Origin of the sequence: Clostridium fessum, from assembly GCF_003024715.1 — a bacterium.
Classification (GTDB): Bacteria; Bacillota; Clostridia; order Lachnospirales; family Lachnospiraceae; genus Otoolea; species Otoolea fessa.
Genome location: NZ_PYLO01000002.1, coordinates 784,230 through 801,598, shown reverse-complemented (window position 1 = coordinate 801,598; position 17,369 = coordinate 784,230). Strand labels below are relative to the sequence as shown.

Annotated in this window: 13 protein-coding genes and 1 pseudogene; 11 read left to right on the top strand and 3 right to left on the bottom strand. The window is 47.2% G+C overall.

Features of this window, described 5'->3' with window-relative positions:
* The first annotated feature begins 23 nt into the window (after positions 1-23).
* From C7U56_RS08850 to C7U56_RS08795, 11 genes and pseudogenes are all read left to right on the top strand, one after another.
* Positions 24-662, top strand: a complete 639-nt coding sequence (locus C7U56_RS08850; RefSeq protein ID WP_107000942.1) for a CHC2 zinc finger domain-containing protein — start codon at positions 24-26, stop codon at positions 660-662.
* Positions 586-1,950, top strand: a complete 1,365-nt coding sequence (locus C7U56_RS08845; protein WP_029677266.1) for a virulence-associated E family protein — start codon at positions 586-588, stop codon at positions 1,948-1,950. Before C7U56_RS08850 ends, C7U56_RS08845 begins: the two co-directional genes overlap by 77 nt.
* Positions 1,932-2,396 (top strand): transposon-encoded TnpW family protein, encoded by a 465-nt coding sequence (locus C7U56_RS15960; protein WP_233430223.1) that lies wholly within the window; start codon positions 1,932-1,934, stop codon positions 2,394-2,396. The genes C7U56_RS08845 and C7U56_RS15960 overlap by 19 nt, the downstream gene beginning before the upstream one ends.
* 47 nt (positions 2,397-2,443) lie before the next feature.
* A pseudogene (locus C7U56_RS08830) lies at positions 2,444-3,124 on the top strand (DNA topoisomerase); the annotation flags it as partial.
* On the top strand, positions 3,121-3,966 hold the full coding sequence (locus C7U56_RS08825) for an LPD16 domain-containing protein (RefSeq protein ID WP_002304387.1): 846 nt from the start codon (positions 3,121-3,123) through the stop codon (positions 3,964-3,966). The pseudogene C7U56_RS08830 and the gene C7U56_RS08825, both read left to right, overlap by 4 nt.
* Positions 3,967-3,979: 13 nt before the next feature.
* A complete protein-coding gene (locus C7U56_RS08820) occupies positions 3,980-4,576 on the top strand; it encodes a YodL domain-containing protein (protein WP_002304389.1) in 597 nt (198 codons plus the stop codon).
* Positions 4,573-4,779: a transposon-transfer assisting family protein gene (locus C7U56_RS08815; RefSeq protein ID WP_002578948.1), complete on the top strand. Its 207-nt coding sequence runs from the start codon at positions 4,573-4,575 to the stop codon at positions 4,777-4,779. Before C7U56_RS08820 ends, C7U56_RS08815 begins: the two co-directional genes overlap by 4 nt.
* Positions 4,780-4,797: 18 nt before the next feature.
* Positions 4,798-13,128, top strand: a complete 8,331-nt coding sequence (locus C7U56_RS08810; protein WP_002304391.1) for an LPD11 domain-containing protein — start codon at positions 4,798-4,800, stop codon at positions 13,126-13,128.
* On the top strand, positions 13,128-13,460 hold the full coding sequence (locus tag C7U56_RS08805) for a plasmid mobilization protein (RefSeq protein WP_002578947.1): 333 nt from the start codon (positions 13,128-13,130) through the stop codon (positions 13,458-13,460). Before C7U56_RS08810 ends, C7U56_RS08805 begins: the two co-directional genes overlap by 1 nt.
* Positions 13,461-13,576: 116 nt before the next feature.
* A complete protein-coding gene (locus C7U56_RS08800) occupies positions 13,577-13,861 on the top strand; it encodes a hypothetical protein (RefSeq protein WP_002578946.1) in 285 nt (94 codons plus the stop codon).
* A 62-nt stretch (positions 13,862-13,923) separates the two neighbouring features.
* Entirely contained in the window at positions 13,924-15,336 is a 1,413-nt protein-coding gene (locus tag C7U56_RS08795; protein WP_002578945.1) for a relaxase/mobilization nuclease domain-containing protein, read from the top strand.
* A gap of 356 nt (positions 15,337-15,692) precedes the next feature.
* Here the strand turns inward: C7U56_RS08795 and C7U56_RS08790 are convergent, their stop codons facing one another.
* From C7U56_RS08790 to C7U56_RS08770, 3 genes are all read right to left on the bottom strand, one after another.
* A complete protein-coding gene (locus C7U56_RS08790; RefSeq protein WP_073459356.1) occupies positions 15,693-15,977 on the bottom strand; it encodes a topoisomerase C-terminal repeat-containing protein in 285 nt (94 codons plus the stop codon).
* A gap of 145 nt (positions 15,978-16,122) precedes the next feature.
* On the bottom strand, positions 16,123-16,860 hold the full coding sequence (gene erm(B), locus C7U56_RS08780) for a 23S rRNA (adenine(2058)-N(6))-methyltransferase Erm(B) (protein WP_002292226.1): 738 nt from the start codon (positions 16,858-16,860) through the stop codon (positions 16,123-16,125).
* 107 nt (positions 16,861-16,967) lie between these two features.
* The gene (locus C7U56_RS08770; protein WP_099323097.1) at positions 16,968-17,351 is read right to left on the bottom strand and encodes a helix-turn-helix domain-containing protein; all 384 of its coding nucleotides are present in this window, start codon (positions 17,349-17,351) and stop codon (positions 16,968-16,970) included.
* Between the last annotated feature and the right edge of the window lie 18 nt (positions 17,352-17,369).

Below are 17,369 nucleotides of genomic sequence, written 5' to 3'. Positions count from 1 at the left end.
TTTCGTTTCAGGAAAGGAGTCACATGAATGTATTTGAAGTTGTAAAAGAAAATGTTACTGCCCGACAAGCCGCAGAAGCCTATGGCTTGAAAGTGGGTCGCACAGGTATGGCGTGCTGTCCGTTTCACTCAGATAAGTCCCCCAGTATGAAGCTGGATGAACGCTATTACTGTTTTGGCTGCGGAGCAACCGGAGACGCTGTTGATCTCACAGCGAAGCTATTCGGTATCGGGCTGAGGGAAGCTGCTGTCAAACTTGCTGAAGATTTTGGTCTTAACTATGACAGGCGACAAAAGCCCAGTGTCCGCCCTCGTATTCGTGAGCCGACACCGGAACAGAAGTATCAAAAAGGAGAAAATCATTGCTACAAGGTGCTGACGGATTATTTTCATCTTCTTAGAGAATGGGAAAAGAAATACGCTCCTAAACAGCCGGATGAGGAATGGAATCCCCTGTTTGCAGAAGCACTGCATAAGAAGAACTATATCGAATATCTGCTTGATATTCTTCTGTATGGTTCATTGGAGGAACGAAAAGCACTTGTGGCAGAACAGAGAAAGGAGGTGTTAAAACTTGAACAGCGAATTGCAGAACTGTCAGCAGACAGAACCATGCACAGTAGAAGAAATCCGAAACAGCTTAGAGCAGAGCGAGAAAGGTAAGGTTTATAATACTGCCGCAAATTATAAGCGTGTTCTGCAATATGACCCGCTTTTGAAAGGGGCTATCCGAAAAAATCTTCTGACCGAAAGAATCGACATTGTGAAGCCCCTCGGTTGGTATCGTGACAGCCCGACATTGACGGATGTGGATGTGAAATATCTGCTCCTATATTTTGAAGAAAACTATGGATTGACCGTAGAGAAGAAAATCATAGACGCAGTTGCGGTTATTGCCAATGAAAACCGTTACCACCCTGTCTGTGATTTTCTCAATGCCTTGCAATGGGACGGAACGGAACGCATACGCTTCTGTCTGCACCGCTTTCTCGGTTCTGATACAGATGATTACACCTATGAAGCATTGAAGTTGTTTCTGTTGGGTGCTATCTCACGAGCCTTTAAGCCGGGGTGTAAATTTGAGGTAATGCTCTGTCTTGTAGGCGGTCAGGGAGCCGGAAAGTCCTCTTTCTTCCGTTTGCTTGCGGTCAATGATGACTGGTTCTCTGATGATTTGAAAAAGCTGGATGATGAAAATGTGTACCGCAAAATGCAGGGGCATTGGATTATTGAAATGTCGGAAATGATTGCAACTGCCAACGCTAAGAGCATTGAAGAAATCAAGTCCTTTCTGAGCCGACAAAAGGAAACCTATAAGATACCCTATGAAACACATCCGGCAGACAGAAAACGACAATGTGTGTTTGGAGGTTCTTCTAATACCCTTGACTTTCTTCCCCTTGACCGAACAGGCAACCGCCGCTTCGTTCCGGTTATGGTCTATCCTGAAAGGGCTGAGGTTCATATTTTGGCGGATGAACAGGCTTCCAGAGAGTATATCAATCAGATGTGGGCAGAAGCTATGGAGATTTACAGAAGCGGCAATTTCCGTCTGAGATTCAGTCCGGCTATGAACGCTTATCTGAAAGCCCACCAAAAGGACTTTATGCCGGAGGACACAAAGGCAGGACAGATTTTAGATTATCTGGAACGCTATTCCGGCAGCATAGTCTGCTCCAAACAGCTTTACAAAGAAGCACTGGGGCATGATTATGACGAACCGAAACAATGGGAACTGCGAGAGATCAATGACATTATGAATAACGCTGTCACAGGCTGGAGGGCGTTCAGCAATCCGAGGTATTTTCCAGAGCCTTACCGCAGACAAAAAGGCTGGGAGCGTATCAGGAACGACAACGAGCCTGACAACAGCATGGATGGTTTTCAAGAAATCCCGACAGAGGAAATGGAACAGTTAGGGCTTCCGGAAGAATGGTTGAAGCAAAAATAAAAGCCAGTTGTCGCTTCGGTTGTCGAGCCGGTTGTCGGTCTGGTTGTCGGGTAAAAATCCCGAAAGCCTTGATATTGCGGCACTTTTCCCTCTCTGACAACCATGACAACCAATATTATAAAGAAAAAGGAAATAGTAAAAAGATAGTATCGCCCGATAAAGAAAAAAGGTTTTCTGATGTCCGTTGTCGGAACTTCGTTGTCAGACCTTTCCTTGTCGGGCTTTTTTCATTTAAGGAGGAATATCGTATGACAAATATTGTGAACAGTACACTACCCACCCAAAATAACCATTCGGAGAAAAACAAACCGGATGGAGTTTTTGTGATTAAGCAAGGCAAAACAAATTATAAAGTCAAAGTGTTTTTTGACTATAGTAGCGGTTTGACTGCGGAGGACAGGTTGAAACGCATTATTCAGGCAGAAGCAGAGAGAGAATCTGCGTAAGTAATATGAAAAATATCCACGCACCCCCTTGACAAAAGCTTTCAGAGGATACTCTGCTTTCTGCTATGGAAACTGCCGGTGCGGACGAAATGCCTGATGAGGTGGAGCGCAAAGGTTTGGGAACGCCTGCGACCCGTGCCGGTATCATTGAGAAGCTGGTTCGCATCGGTTTTCTGGAGCGTAAGGGTGATAAGAAAACCAAACACCTGATTCCGACCCACAAGGGTACGGCTCTGGTAACAGTCATGCCGGAACAGATTCAGTCCCCATCCATGACGGCGGATTGGGAAGAAAAATTGTTGCTCATTGAGAAAGGCGAATATGCCAGCGAGGACTTTATGGACGAGATCAAAGATGTGATTGCCGGTCTGATTCAGAACTATGAAGTAATCCGTGATTCCGAGGTTATGATGTCGAAAGAAGCCAATTCTATCGGCAAATGCCCGCTCTGCGGCAGTGCTGTAGAGGACAAAGCCAAGGCATTTTTCTGTTCCAACAGAGCTTGCAAATTTGCCCTCTGGAAAAACAATCGCTACTTTGCGAGCATCGGCAAGAGCATGACTTCTGCCACGGCGCAGAAATTGCTTGGTTCCGGCAAGGTAAAGCTCAAGAATTGCAAGTCCGAAAGAACGGGCAACACCTTTGATGCCACCGTCTTTATGGAGGTATCAGATGATGGCAAAACGAAGTTCAGTATGGAATTTGAAAATGGAGGAAAGCGCAAATGACAAATGAGTACAACCCGGATGGTAAGGAAATCCGATTTATCGACAGCCATTATAAGGATTTGTTTCATATCCCCGATGGCAGCTGTGTGCAGATTCACTACCCGGATGAAATGGTTGTGAAGCCCTGCACCTTCATTGACGAGTATCATACGCAGATCGGATACAATGTGTTTCATATCTGCCAGTTTGCAGAAATTATGGAGCGCAACGGCGCAAGCTATATGCCGGAGCCTGAGATTATGGGCGATGAAGCCGCATGGAAGGTCGGAAAGGATAGAATCCTTGCGGTGCAGACCTGCGAAGATGGTTACGACTACACCCTGTTGGATGAAAACTACAACGAGATTGATGGCGGTCAGGTTGATAACCCTGAACTGTCCATGCTCGAAGTCCGCCGGGATATTCTGGAATCCTTCGGGCTGGAGCGCCGGGAACTGCGGGCAATGTTCTATGAGGATGTCATGGAGCAGGCTTTTGAAGTCGGCAGACAGGCGGTGGTGGTCAATGACCCTATCGCTGAGCTTGCTTTTAAGCTCGACCGTTTTGCAGAGAACTTCGACCCCTATGAATATATGGATCAGGTCGATGATGTGCAGGCGCATATCCAAGAAATCAAGGCAGATCTTGCCGCTGGTAATACGGCTCCGTATCGTGAGTTCCTGAATACAGCCATTGAAGAAGCCCGTGAGGAAACTGCGGTTGAGGTTGCCAAAGTGCTGAAAAGTCAGCTGGATAAGCTCGACTCTCCGAAGCGTGAGTCGGTCATGGAAAAACTGGCACAGGCCGCAGAAAAAGCTGCGCCTGCCAGTCCCTCTCCCAAACGCAAAGAGCCTGAACGATAAGGAGGACACGGATATGAAAAACGAAAAATGGGATGATGTTCACGGAAATACCACCCCGGATGACAGAATGGTTGCTTTTCTGGAAAGCCCCACGGATTCCTATGCGATTCTTCAGCTGCGGGAAGATGTAGACGATAATATCCCGCTCATGTTTGCAAATTACAGCTACCTTCAGAAGAAAGAAATGGAGCCTGAGATTGACCGTTACGAGGTGGTCTATCATGGCTCCATTTCTATGTCCGAGGATGTGAATCGGCAGCTGGAAGATTTGTATGTAAAGTTCAATATTGACCACCCGGATGATTTCCGTGGTCACAGTATGTCGGTCAGCGACATCGTAGCCTTAAAGGTAGTCGGTGAGGTATCCTTTCACTATGTAGATTCTGTTGGGTTTCAGAAGCTGGAAAACTTTATGAAGTCCGAAAACTACCTGAAAAACGCAGAGATGGCAATGGAAGATGATTATGGGATGATTGACGGTATCATCAATAACGGAAAAGCGTCCGGATTAGAGGAACGTCCTTCGGTGTTGGAGCAGTTAAAGGAAAAGCCCGTGCCGGATGTTTCCCATAAGCCGCCCAAGAGCCACCCGGAAAGGGAGATTGAATGATGGATTTCACACAGGATGAGCGGAACATGATGATGCTTTACAGCCCTGGCACAAGGTCAGGGCTGTGTGAAGCACTGACACTGATGAAGGAACAGCTTTCGGAGGACGAGTCAGAGCTTTTTGCTTTGGCAGACTCGGTTCTCCGTAAAGTTTCAGCCATGGACGATGCCGCCTTTGAGAAGCTGAACCTTTATCCGGATTGATAGGATTGGAGGGATACAATGAACGCAAAAGAGCGATTTTATTCCGGATTAGCAAAAGAAACGATTGGGAAAATCACCTCGAACACAGATAACTGGACTTCGTTTTTGAGAACGATGTCCCGCAACTATGAGTTCACCTATCCGGAACAGGTGATGATTTATGCTCAGCGCCCCAATGCGACCTTTTGCAAGCCCTATGAGGACTGGAACGCTGAAAATTACCGCAGATATGTAAAGCGTGGCTCTACCGGCATTGCTCTGTTTGTGATGAACAGGGATAAACCGTATCTGCGCTATGTGTTTGATGTGGCGGATACCGGCGTTCGCCGTTCTTCCCCGGAACTGAAACCGTGGGAGGTGACGCCTGAAAACCGCTCCTATGTCATGGAAGCGATGGAGCGTACCTTCGGTGTTGCCGCTGACGGGGTACTGGAAGCACAGCTTGAAGATATTGCATCCGCACTGGCGGCTGAGTATTGGGACGATTACAAAAAGCAGTTCCTCGACATCGTTGCCAACAGCTTCCTTGAGGAGTATGATGAACTCAACATCGAAGTAGCTTTCAAAAATGCGGTGGCAAACAGCGTATCCTATACGATGTATTGCCGGTTCGTGGAAAGTCCCGACAACTACTTCGAGCATGAGGATTTCCAGAAGGTGTTTGATTTTAACACCAGACAGACGGTAAATGCCCTTGGTACTGCGGTGAATGCCATCAGCACAAGGATGTTTCAGGAAATCGAAAAAGCGATTGGAGAACATGAGCAGATTAAAGCTACCGAAAGGAGTACAGATTATGAGCGAGATGACTTACAGACAGGCCGGAGATTATCAGATTCCGAACCTTCAGTTGGAGAACGAGGGAGAGAAACCTCTGGGCAAGTACGGCAGGATGCGTCGAGCATTTTTGGAACAGAACAATCCGATGCTCCTGAACGACATGATTCTGACGGAGAGCCTGTTCCCGCACCTGTGGGAGATCGAGGAAACAGCGAAAGCCAGAGTGGAGTTTCTGATGGAGCAGTACCTGAAGGACAGCCCCGCACCGGACAAGGAAACGCAGCAGATGGCGTGGGTGCAGCACATGAACAGCCTGAAAGCACAGGCGGAGGAAGTCGTGATGACGGAGCTTATCAACAGCTGAGTCTGAACCTTTTCCTCTCCGAAAATGAACAAATCAGTTTTATCGACCGAGCAGAGAGCTTTACGCCCTCTGCTTTTTCTTTTGCCCAGGAAGAAATCGACCACTTCCTTCTGCTTGGTAGCAATACCGATGAAGCCCGAAAAGTCGTAGCGCTGGAATATATGAAGCAGAAGCCGTTGGAAGAAATCGTTCAGACCTTAAAGCAGGTCTATCACGGCGGCTATGGTCTGAAAGAAGATAGCGGGAATATCTGTGCGTGGTATGCCGAGGACGGTATCCACCTTGCCAAAGGTTCCTCTGCCATTGACAGCCCCAGAGCGCAGATCGTTTCTTGGGAAACGGTTGCCGAGCGCATTGGAGAACTGCTTGAAAATGGTCGGTTCGCAACTAATGTGGAACTGGTAGAAGCATCCGGATATGAGCGTCAGAAGTTGGCAGAATCCCTGTGGCATCTTTATCACGATTTGAGTGAAGAAGCCCGTTCCAGCAACTATCTGGCAATTCTTCATCAGGAACCGTTTCGTGGTTTCCCTGACGAAACCGCAGACTTGGCTGAAAAGTTGGATGACCCTCGTTTCCACGCAACCTTGGTACAGCAGTATTCGGAATTTAGAAAAACCCTTGCGGAAAATCCCGATCTGCTTCGTTTTCACTATCACAAGCTGAATCTCATTCAGAAACAGCTGTATGAGTTGAATATGCCTTTGCGTGAGTATCAGACCGATATGATGCAGATGCCCCTTGTCCGCCAGTTCATTACGGATGATGAAGTCAATGCAGACTTGACCCGTGGAAGCGGCTTTTCCGGTGGTAAAGCCCGTATTTATAACTACTGGCAGGAGAATCATTCTGCCAAGGAAAAGATGGACTTCCTGAAGCATGAATACGGAACCGGTGGTCATTCCCATGCCTGCTCTGGTGCAACGCACAGCGGTCAGGATCACGATGCCAAGGGTGTTGCTTACACCAAGAGCGGTTGCGATAAATTGCAGATGTCCTGGGCGCAGGTGGTGCAGAGAATCGACGGTCTGATACGAAAGGGACGCTACCTCAGCCCGGAGGAAGAAGCGGAACGACAGGCTATCGAAGAAGCTAAAACTGATCCGTTGGAAGATGTTTATGACCGTTTCGCAGTGATTGATACCGAGGATGGCGAGTATGCGATCTGGGATAATCAGACCGATGACTACTATGTAGACCCGGAAGGCGTTACGGAATACTTCACGGACGAATGGCTTGCCAATGACTATTTGGAGGAAGTTCGTCAGTCCGTAGCTGCGATGGAGTCGGTTCAGCCAGAAGCGCCTGTGGCAGAGCCTGCCGAAGTTGTGGAAGCATCTGCTTCCGAGGAACCGAAATGGAATTATCAGGTCGGTGACACGGTATATCTGGACGATACAGCTTTCCGTGTGGAGCAGATCACGGACAGAGAAGTTCAGCTGCGTGACCCTACGCTTGCTTATCCCATCTTCCGTGCCGAGAATCGTGAGAATTTCGAGCGTATGCTCTCTCAGGACGAAAGAAACCATGCGGTAAGGGTTGATGCCCAAACCGAAGAAAAGCCCGTTACAGAGGATTTTCTGGGCAAAACCGAACCGAGGGACTACACCCCTGAGTATCAGCTGTTAGACCGTCTGCGTATGGACTGCGAATACTTCCTTGGTGCAGGACAGCACAGCGAAAAGCATCTGTGGGCAGGCAACCGCCATGCACAGATTGCCAAGATGCGTGAGCTGTATGAAATGATTCCCGACAAACCAGAATGGCTGACACCTGAGATGATTAACAGCTACGAGGAGCGCATGGCTCCCCGCTATCTGGTTGCCGCCTACCATCACTTTGAAAACGGCTTCGATGATAAACTGGACTACTACACTCTGGAAGAAGCGGAAAAAGCTGCCCAGGGCTATGTGGACGGAACCATGGAGGATGACGGATTCAAGTACGATGGTGCTGCCGTTTACGATCAGCAGGAGCATAAGTGCATCCGTATCTATGGGGACTACCCTGACGAAAAGGCACACGCACAGGTCAGAGCCAGTGCGGAACCCGAACAGCAGGAACCGGAACACTTCATCGATCATTTTTATGTTGCCGAGGACATTCAGAAGCGGGGTGCGCTGGACATCAAGGAATACAGTTCCTTTGATGATGCCCTGCGAGCCTACTATGCACTTCCTGACACGCAGAGAAAAGCCCTGGGTGCAATGAATACCAGAGATCTGCCGGGTAGTCTGGACTTCGTACAGTGCGTAGATGGAAAGGACACCATCATTCAGGATTATGCCCAGGTGGACGGATGGCAGAATGCCGAAGTCATGGACATTATCGCTCAGCTTGAGCAGTCCATCACCACCAGAGAAATCCCACCTGTTCCTGCGGTGAACTTCCACATCACGGATGACAACATCGGTGAAGGTGGACCGAAGCAGAAATTCGCAAGAAACATCGCAGCCATTGAAACTCTGTTCAAACTGGAAAGCGAGAACAGGAACGCCACTACCGAAGAACAGGAGATTTTGTCGAATTATGTCGGTTGGGGCGGTCTGGCAGATGCCTTTGACCCGGACAAGGGAAATTGGGCGAAGGAGTATCAGACACTGAAAAACCTGCTTTCCGAAGATGAATATGCTGCGGCAAGAGCTTCCACCCTGAACGCACATTACACCAGCCCTACGGTCATTCGCTCCATCTACGATGCGGTCGGACAGATGGGCTTTGAAACAGGAAATATTCTGGAGCCTGCTATGGGTATCGGCAACTTCTTTGGTATGCTCCCTCCTGAAATGCAGAGCAGCCGTTTGTATGGTGTGGAACTGGATTCCATCACCGGCAGAATTGCTCAGAAGCTCTATCCCAACGCAGAAATCAAAGTAGCCGGTTTTGAAACGACAGACCGCCGAGACTTTTACGATCTGGCTGTGGGTAATGTCCCTTTCGGCAACTACAAAGTGTCCGACAAGCCGTATGACAAGCTGGGATTCTCCATTCACAACTATTTCTTTGCCAAGGCTTTGGATCAGGTTCGTCCCGGTGGTGTGGTCGCTTTTGTGACAAGCCGTTACACCATGGATTCCAAGAACTCTGACGCAAGGCGATATATGGCGCAGAGGGCGGAACTGCTTGGTGCAATCCGTCTGCCAAACGATGCCTTTAAGAAAAACGCAGGCACGGAAGTCGTGTCCGACATCCTGTTCCTGCAAAAGCGTGACCATCCGATTGACATTGTACCGGAATGGGTAAACCTTGACCGCACCGAAGAAGGACACACCATGAACAGCTACTTTGTCGCTCATCCTGAAATGGTTCTGGGCGATACGGTGGAAGAAAGTACCGCCTACGGCATGGACATTACAGTGCGTCCCATTGAGGGCATGGAACTGTCCGAACTTCTGAAAGAAGCAGTTTCCCACATCCAAGGAACCTATCAGGCTGTGGAGCTTCCCGAAGCTGACAAGGGTAAGGAAATCGAAACCATTCCTGCAACCCCGGATGTAAAGAATTTCTCTTATACCGTGGTGGATGGCAATGTGTACTTCCGTGAAAACTCCCTGATGCGCCGTGTAGACCTGAATGAGAAAGCAAAAGACCGTGTGATGGGCATGGTGGAACTTCGTGGTATCGTCAACGAGCTGATCGAATATCAGCTTGAGGATTACCCGGATGAAATGATTACTCAGAAACAGGCAGAACTGAATGATGCCTACGATGCGTTTGCCGCAAAGAACGGGCTTATCAATAATCGAGCCAATGGTCAGGCATTTGCTGACGATTCCTCCTACTATCTCCTGTGTTCTCTGGAAAATGTGGATGAGGACGGCAATCTGAAAAGCAAGGCGGATATGTTCACCAAGCGAACCATCAAGCCGGAACGCAGAGTGACGAGCGTGGATACGCCGTCCGAAGCTCTGGCAATCTCTATCGGTGAGCGTGGCAAGGTGGATTTGCCGTTTATGGCACAGCTGCTTGGAACACCTGGAGAATACGATGCGATTCAGGCAGAGCTTCGAGGGGTGATCTTCAAAGACCCGATGGCTCCCGATGCTGTGGAAGTTGGATGGCAGACTGCCGATGATTACCTTTCCGGTGATGTAAGAAGCAAGCTGCGTGTCGCACAGATGGCGGCAGACAGGGATTCTTCCTTCCACATCAATGTGGAAGCCTTGCAGAAAGCACAGCCGAAGGACTTGGATGCGTCCGAGATTGATGTGCGTTTGGGTGCAACATGGATTGATGCCGATTATATTCAGCAGTTCATGGAGGAAACCTTTGAAACGCCGTATTACTTGCGCCGTTCCATTGAGGTCAAGTTCTCCGAGCTGACCGCAGAGTGGCGCATCAACGGTAAGAGTTCTCCCAACTACAACGATGTGGCGGCGTATGTCACCTACGGTACAGAGCGAGCCAACGCATATCGGATTCTGGAGGAAACGCTGAATCTGAAGGATATTCGTATCTATGATACGATTGAAGATGCAGATGGTAAGCAGAAGCGTGTCCTCAATAAAAAAGAAACTACCCTGGCACAGCAGAAACAGCAGGCAATCAAGGATGCGTTCCGAGATTGGATTTGGAGAGATCCGCACAGACGAGAAACCCTTTCCACCAAGTACAACGAACTTTTTAACTCCACCAGACCTCGTGAGTATGATGGCTCTCATATCCGTTTCGGCGGCATGAACCCGGATATTACCCTCCGTGAACACCAGAGAAATGCTATCGCTCATGTGCTATATGGTGGAAATACGCTGCTTGCACACGAAGTTGGTGCGGGCAAGACCTTCGAGATGGCTGCATCGGCTATGGAGAGTAAACGGCTTGGATTGAGCCAGAAATCCCTGTTCGTTGTGCCGAATCACTTGACCTTACAGTGGGCAAACGAGTTCCTGCACCTCTATCCGAGTGCCAAGCTCCTTGTTGCCACCAAGAAGGATTTTGAAACAGCAAACCGTAAGAAGTTCTGCGCTCGTATCGCAACGGGTGACTATGATGCAGTCATCATCGGTCACAGCCAGTTTGAAAAAATCCCGCTTTCTGCCGAACGACAGGAACGGCAGCTGCGGGAGCAGATTGATGAGATCGAGGGTGCGATTGCGGAGCTGAAATGGCAGCGTGGCGAAAACTTCACGATCAAGCAGATGGAGAAAACACGAAAATCATTGGAAGCCAGACTGGACAAGCTCCTTGCCGCTGACAAGAAAGATGATGTCATTACCTTTGAGCAGTTGGGTGTAGACCGGCTGTTTGTGGACGAAAGCCATGCGTTCAAGAATTTGTTCCTCTACACAAAAATGCGAAATGTGGCAGGTCTGTCCACCTCCGAAGCCCAGAAATCTTCGGATATGTTTATGAAGTGCCGCTATATGGATGAGCTGACCGGCGGGCGTGGTGTGATCTTTGCAACCGGTACTCCAGTAAGTAACTCGATGACCGAGCTTTATACGGTCATGCGCTATCTCCAGTACAGTACGCTCCAGCAAAAGAACCTGACCCATTTTGATTCCTGGGCATCGACCTTCGGAGAAACAACAACTGCGATTGAGCTTGCACCGGAGGGAACCGGCTATCGTGCCAGAACCCGATTTGCGAAGTTCTTCAACCTGCCTGAACTGATGAATATGTTCAAGGAGGTTGCCGACATCAAGACCTCTGACCAGTTGCATCTCCCTGTTCCCGAAGCAAAGTTTGAAACGGTTGTGGTTCAGCCCTCTGAGTACCAGAAGGATATGGTGGCTTCCCTTTCAGAGAGAGCAGCAGATGTTCATGCCGGTATTGTAGACCCGTCCGTCGATAATATGCTCAAGATTACCAGCGACGGACGAAAATTGGGACTGGATCAGCGGCTAATGAACACCCTGTTACCCGATGACCCTGACAGCAAGCTCAATGCCTGCGTGGGAAATATCCTGCGTATCTGGCAGGACGGTCAGGCTGACAAATTGACCCAGTTGGTGTTCTGCGACCTTAGCACACCGAAAAATGATGGAACCTTCAATGTCTATGATGATGTCAAAACCAAGCTGATTGCAAACGGTGTGCCTGCGGAAGAAGTTGCCTTTATCCATGATGCAGATACCGAGGCAAAGAAAAAAGACCTCTTTGCCAAGGTTCGTACCGGGCAGGTGCGAGTGCTTCTTGGCAGTACGCAAAAGATGGGTGCAGGAACCAACGTCCAGGACAAATTGGTGGCAGTTCACCACTTGGATGTGGGTTGGCGTCCGTCTGATATGACCCAGAGAAACGGTCGTATCATCCGTCAGGGCAACCGGAACAAAGAGGTTCAGGTGTATCAGTATGTGACCGAGGGAACCTTCGATGCCTACCTGTATCAGACCTTGGAAAACAAGCAGAAGTTTATTTCTCAGATTATGACCTCCAAATCACCGGTTCGCTCCTGTGACGATGTGGATGAGCAGGCGCTGTCCTATGCGGAGATCAAGGCGCTGTGTGCCGGCAATCCGCTTATCAAGGAAAAGATGGACTTGGACATTGATGTGGCAAGGCTGAAGGTGCTGAAAGCTGACCACCAGAGCCAGCAGTACCGTATGGAAGATAAGCTTCTGAAATACTTCCCGGCTGAGATTGAAAAGCAGACAGGCTATATTCATGGCTTTGAAGCTGATATTAAAACCGTGGAAGCACACCCGCAGATTGCCGATGGCTTTTGCGGCATGGAAATCATGGGCAAAGCCTACACCGAAAAGGCAGATGCCGGTGAAATCCTCCTTGCGGCTTGTAAGGACACGAAAAGTGCCGATCCGGTTCCTCTTGGCAGTTACCGTGGCTTTCAGATGGAGCTTTCGTTTGACAGTTTCCGGAACGAGTTCGATGTGACCCTGAAGGGCGCTGTGAGCCACAGAGTAGCCCTTGGAACGGACGCACGAGGAAATATCACCCGACTGGACAATGCCCTTGCAGGCATCCTTGAGCGCTTAGAACGAGCCAATGAGCAGTTGAATAATCTCTACAATCAGCAGGAAGCAGCCAAGGCGGAGGTTGGAAAACCGTTCCCGCAGGAAGCAGAGCTGACAGCCAAAAGTCAGCGACTGGCAGAACTGGATGCAGCCCTGAATATGGAGGACTCTGTGGAAAATCGTGACGAAAGAAGCGAGTCAGAGCGTCCTTCTGTGTTGGCTGATCTGAAATCCAAAGCGGAGCATATCCCGCCTGCAAAATACTCTGAAACCCGTGAGGAGGTGTTGTAATGGCAAAGCGAGATCAGGATGTTCATTTCCTTGCATCCAAGGAGGAGGTCGAGCGAATCCATGAGAAGATGGACGAGCTTGGCATCCGCAGCATGGGAGCCTATCTGCGGAAAATGGCTCTGGATGGTTACTGTATCAGACTGGATTTGCAGGATGTGAAAGCCCTGGTTTCGCTCCTGCGAATCTGCTCCAACAACCTGAACCAGTACGCAAAGCGAGCGAACGAAACAGGCAGCATCTATCGTGCTGACATTGAGGATTTGCAAAAACGGCTGGAGGAGATCTGGACGGACATGAGAGAAGTTCTTGTTCGCCTGTCCTCAATCCAGTAATCCGACAACTTGTTGGGAAGTCGCAGTTTCGGCTGCGGCTTTTACATAAGGGTTGACATCATTGCGTTATGGCAGATACCCTTGTACAATATAATTAAAAGAAAGGGGTTGAGCCTATGAAGCTGGTATTGAAGATATTGGCACTGCCGGTGCTGTTCGTTGTAAAAGTGATTTGCATTCTTGGAAATCTGCTTACAAATGTTGTGTCCTATGTAATTGGTTTATTGCTCTTGGTCATTGGCGGATCTGCGATTTACTGCATTGTAAAGGCTTTGTGGCAGTCCCTGCTTATTCTTGTGGTTCTTGGAATTGCGACAATAGCAGCGGTGTTCTTGCTCGTCTGGGCTGTTATGAAAGTCGAGAATATTGGAGAAAGTCTGGGAGCATTTATCAGGTCATAAGATAATATCAGAGAAAAGTCACCGACCGGTGGCTTTTTCTTTTTGGGAAGGAAGTGATGGGAATGGCAGCGACAAGATTGATTGCACTCCATGTGAATAAGGGAAAGACGGTCGCTCAATGTTTGGCAGACAGAACCGACTACTCACAAAATGCCGCAAAAACCAATGATGGCGAATTTATCAGTTCCTATGAGTGTGATCCAAAGACAGCAGATGAGGAATTTCTGCTTTCCAAACGGCAGTATCAGCATATTACCGGCAGACAGCAGAAGAACAATATCATCGCATACCAGATACGCCAGTCCTTTAAGCCGGGAGAAATCACCCCGGAAGAAGCGAACCAAGTCGGCTATGAAACAGCGATGCGATGGACAAAGGGAAAACACGCTTTCATCGTTGCGACCCACATCGACAAATCCCACATTCACAATCATATCATTTATAATTCGACCTCGCTGGATGCCACACGGAAATTCAAAAACTTCTTTCTTTCCGGTCTGGCGGTGCAAAGACTCAGTGATATGGTTTGCCTGGAACACGGGCTGTCCATTATTACACCGAAGCCGTATCGGGAGCGCCAGAAAAGAACTGTTTATCCCAAGAAGCGTACCCAGCGTGACGAATTATGTGATGCGATTGATGCGGTGCTGAAGCAGAAACCAAAGAGCTTTGATGGCTTTGTTCAGGCTCTGGCTGACATGGGATTTGAGTTCAAGGATGGAAAGCAGCCTGCGTTCAAGGGCGAGAATCAGAAGCGTTTCATTCGGCTGCGTTCCCTGGGCGAAGGATATAGCAAAGAGGAAATTCAAGCGGTTATCTCCGGCAAGAACCTGCACAAATCAAAAGGCGGCTCTGCCAAGGCTCCTGCCCCGAAGCAGTTCCAGATGCTGATTGATATTCAGGCAAAGATGGCCGAGGGCAAGACGGTCGGTTATGAAAAGTGGGCGAAGAAGTTCAACCGAAAAGAAGCTGCCCGAACGGTAATCCTACTGAAAGAAAAAGGCTTGGGCAACTACGACGATCTGACTGCTCATATTGAAAATCTGTCTGCCCGGTTCGATGCGCTTTCTGATTCTATCAAGGTCGCAGAGAAACGTATGGTTGAGGTTCAGGCGTTGCAGCAGCACATCAAAAATTATCGCAACACAAGGCAAATTTATATCGAGTACCGCAAGTCTGGATATAGCAAAAAATTCTTTGAAGAACACCGTCAGGAAATCACAATTCATAAAGCGGCGAAGCAAGCCTTTGATGAATTGCAGATTACAAAGCTCCCGTCCATGCAATCATTGTATGAGGAGTTTCATCAGCTGGCAGTCCAGAAAAAGCAGGACTACGCTGAGTACCGTCAGATCAGAAAAGAGAAAGAAGAACTGCTGATTGCCAAACGGACGGTTGAAACGATTTTGAATATCGACAGGCAGAAAGAGCAGGAAAAAGAGAAAGAGAAAGAGGAAAAGAAGAACTTCCGTTAAAGCAAAAAGCCACGGTCTGCACTCCCCAAAGGGTGCGGATCGTGGCTGCTTTTTTGCTTTTCGATTTCGGTGCTTTCAACCATGGGCAAATTTTTATTCTACTGTTCTTTGAGAAACGATTGAAAATCGTGTAGCCATCATCGGCAGATGATGTTCAAAGGGGATTGGGGATGCTTCCCCAACAAGCAAATTTGCGAAGATTGCACCGAAGGGAAAATCGAGAAAATGAGTGAACCTGTACAGGTTTACACTGCTTGCCAATTTGTGAGATTATGAATTTAGTATCGAGAATAGGGTACACCTAAATTTTGCAATGCTGCAACCCTATCATCGTTGCATGGATGAGTTGAGTATGCTTATTTTGAAAAAGAGATAAAATCAATATATCCCTTTTCTCCGATTTTTACAACGGCATTGTAGGACTTTCTATCTTTCGTTTTGATTCCTTTTACCAGGGTTTCTTTTCCCTCTAGTAATTCTTTTACATTTGTTTTGGTGAGTTTTTTCTTTCTAAAATGTTCAGCTAAAGTGAAGGTACATTCAGGATAATTTGAACAACCATAAAACGATTTTTTTAATACAATATTGTTGCCACACTTAGGACATTTTCCTACAAGGGGTCCCGAGCGCTTAGTGGGAATTTGTACCCCTTATCGATACAAATTCCCCGTAGGCGCTAGGGACCTCTTTAGCTCCTTGGAAGCTGTCAGTAGTATACCTAATAATTTATCTACATTCCCTTTAGTAACGTGTAACTTTCCAAATTTACAAAAGCGACTCATAGAATTATTTCCTCCCGTTAAATAATAGATAACTATTAAAAATAGACAATACTTGCTCATAAGTAACGGTACTTAAATTGTTTACTTTGGCGTGTTTCATTGCTTGATGAAACTGATTTTTAGTAAACAGTTGACGATATTCTCGATTGACCCATTTTGAAACAAAGTACGTATATAGCTTCCAATATTTATCTGGAACATCTGTGGTATGGCGGGTAAGTTTTATTAAGACACTGTTTACTTTTGGTTTAGGATGAAAGCATTCCGCTGGCAGCTTAAGCAATTGCTGAATCGAGACTTGAGTGTGCAAGAGCAACCCTAGTGTTCGGTGAATATCCAAGGTACGCTTGTAGAATCCTTCTTCAACAATCAGATAGATGTCAGACGCATGGCTTTCAAAAACCACTTTTTTAATAATTTGTGTGCTTAAATGGTAAGGAATACTCCCAACAATTTTATACCTCTGTTTGTTAGGGAATTGAAACTGTAGAATATCTTGGTGAATTAAAGTGACACGAGTATTCAGTTTTAATTTTTCTGACGATAAGTTGAATAGATGACTGTCTAATTCAATAGACGTTACCTGTTTACTTATTTTAGCCAGTTTCGTCGTTAAATGCCCTTTACCTGTTCCAATTTCGTAAACGGTATCGGTTTCTTTTAAATTCAATTGTTTTATTATTTGGTTGAGTACTTTTTCACTCGTTAAAAAGTTTTGAGAATATTTTATATTTTTGTTCATGTAATCACTCCTTCTTAATTACAAATTTTTAGCATCTAATTTAACTTCAATTCCTATTATACAAAATTTTAAGATACTGCACTATCAACACACTCTTAAGTTTGCTTCTAAGTCTTATTTCCATAACTTCTTTCATTTGGGAATAATTCAAGCTGGCGAATCATATAATGTGTACTTGGAATGTAATCAAAATAAAACAATAGTGCTAGATATAAACTCCATGGAATTGGGCGTGTCCGATTTTCGTAGGCACTATAAGTTTGTCGTGAAATACCAACAGCCGAAGCAATTTCTTCTTGTGATGCACCAACTTTTCCTCTGAGTGCGGGTAACTCAATCGCCAATTGAGTGGCCAAGTTCTCTTTCTCATCTTTACTAAAATTCCAAAACTGCTTATAAGCATCTCGCCCTACAAATTGAATCAATAAATCTCCTCCTGGGTATACTCTTTCGTAGAGTACATTACTCCACGAAAAAACACCGCCAAACACTGAAAACTCAGCATTATT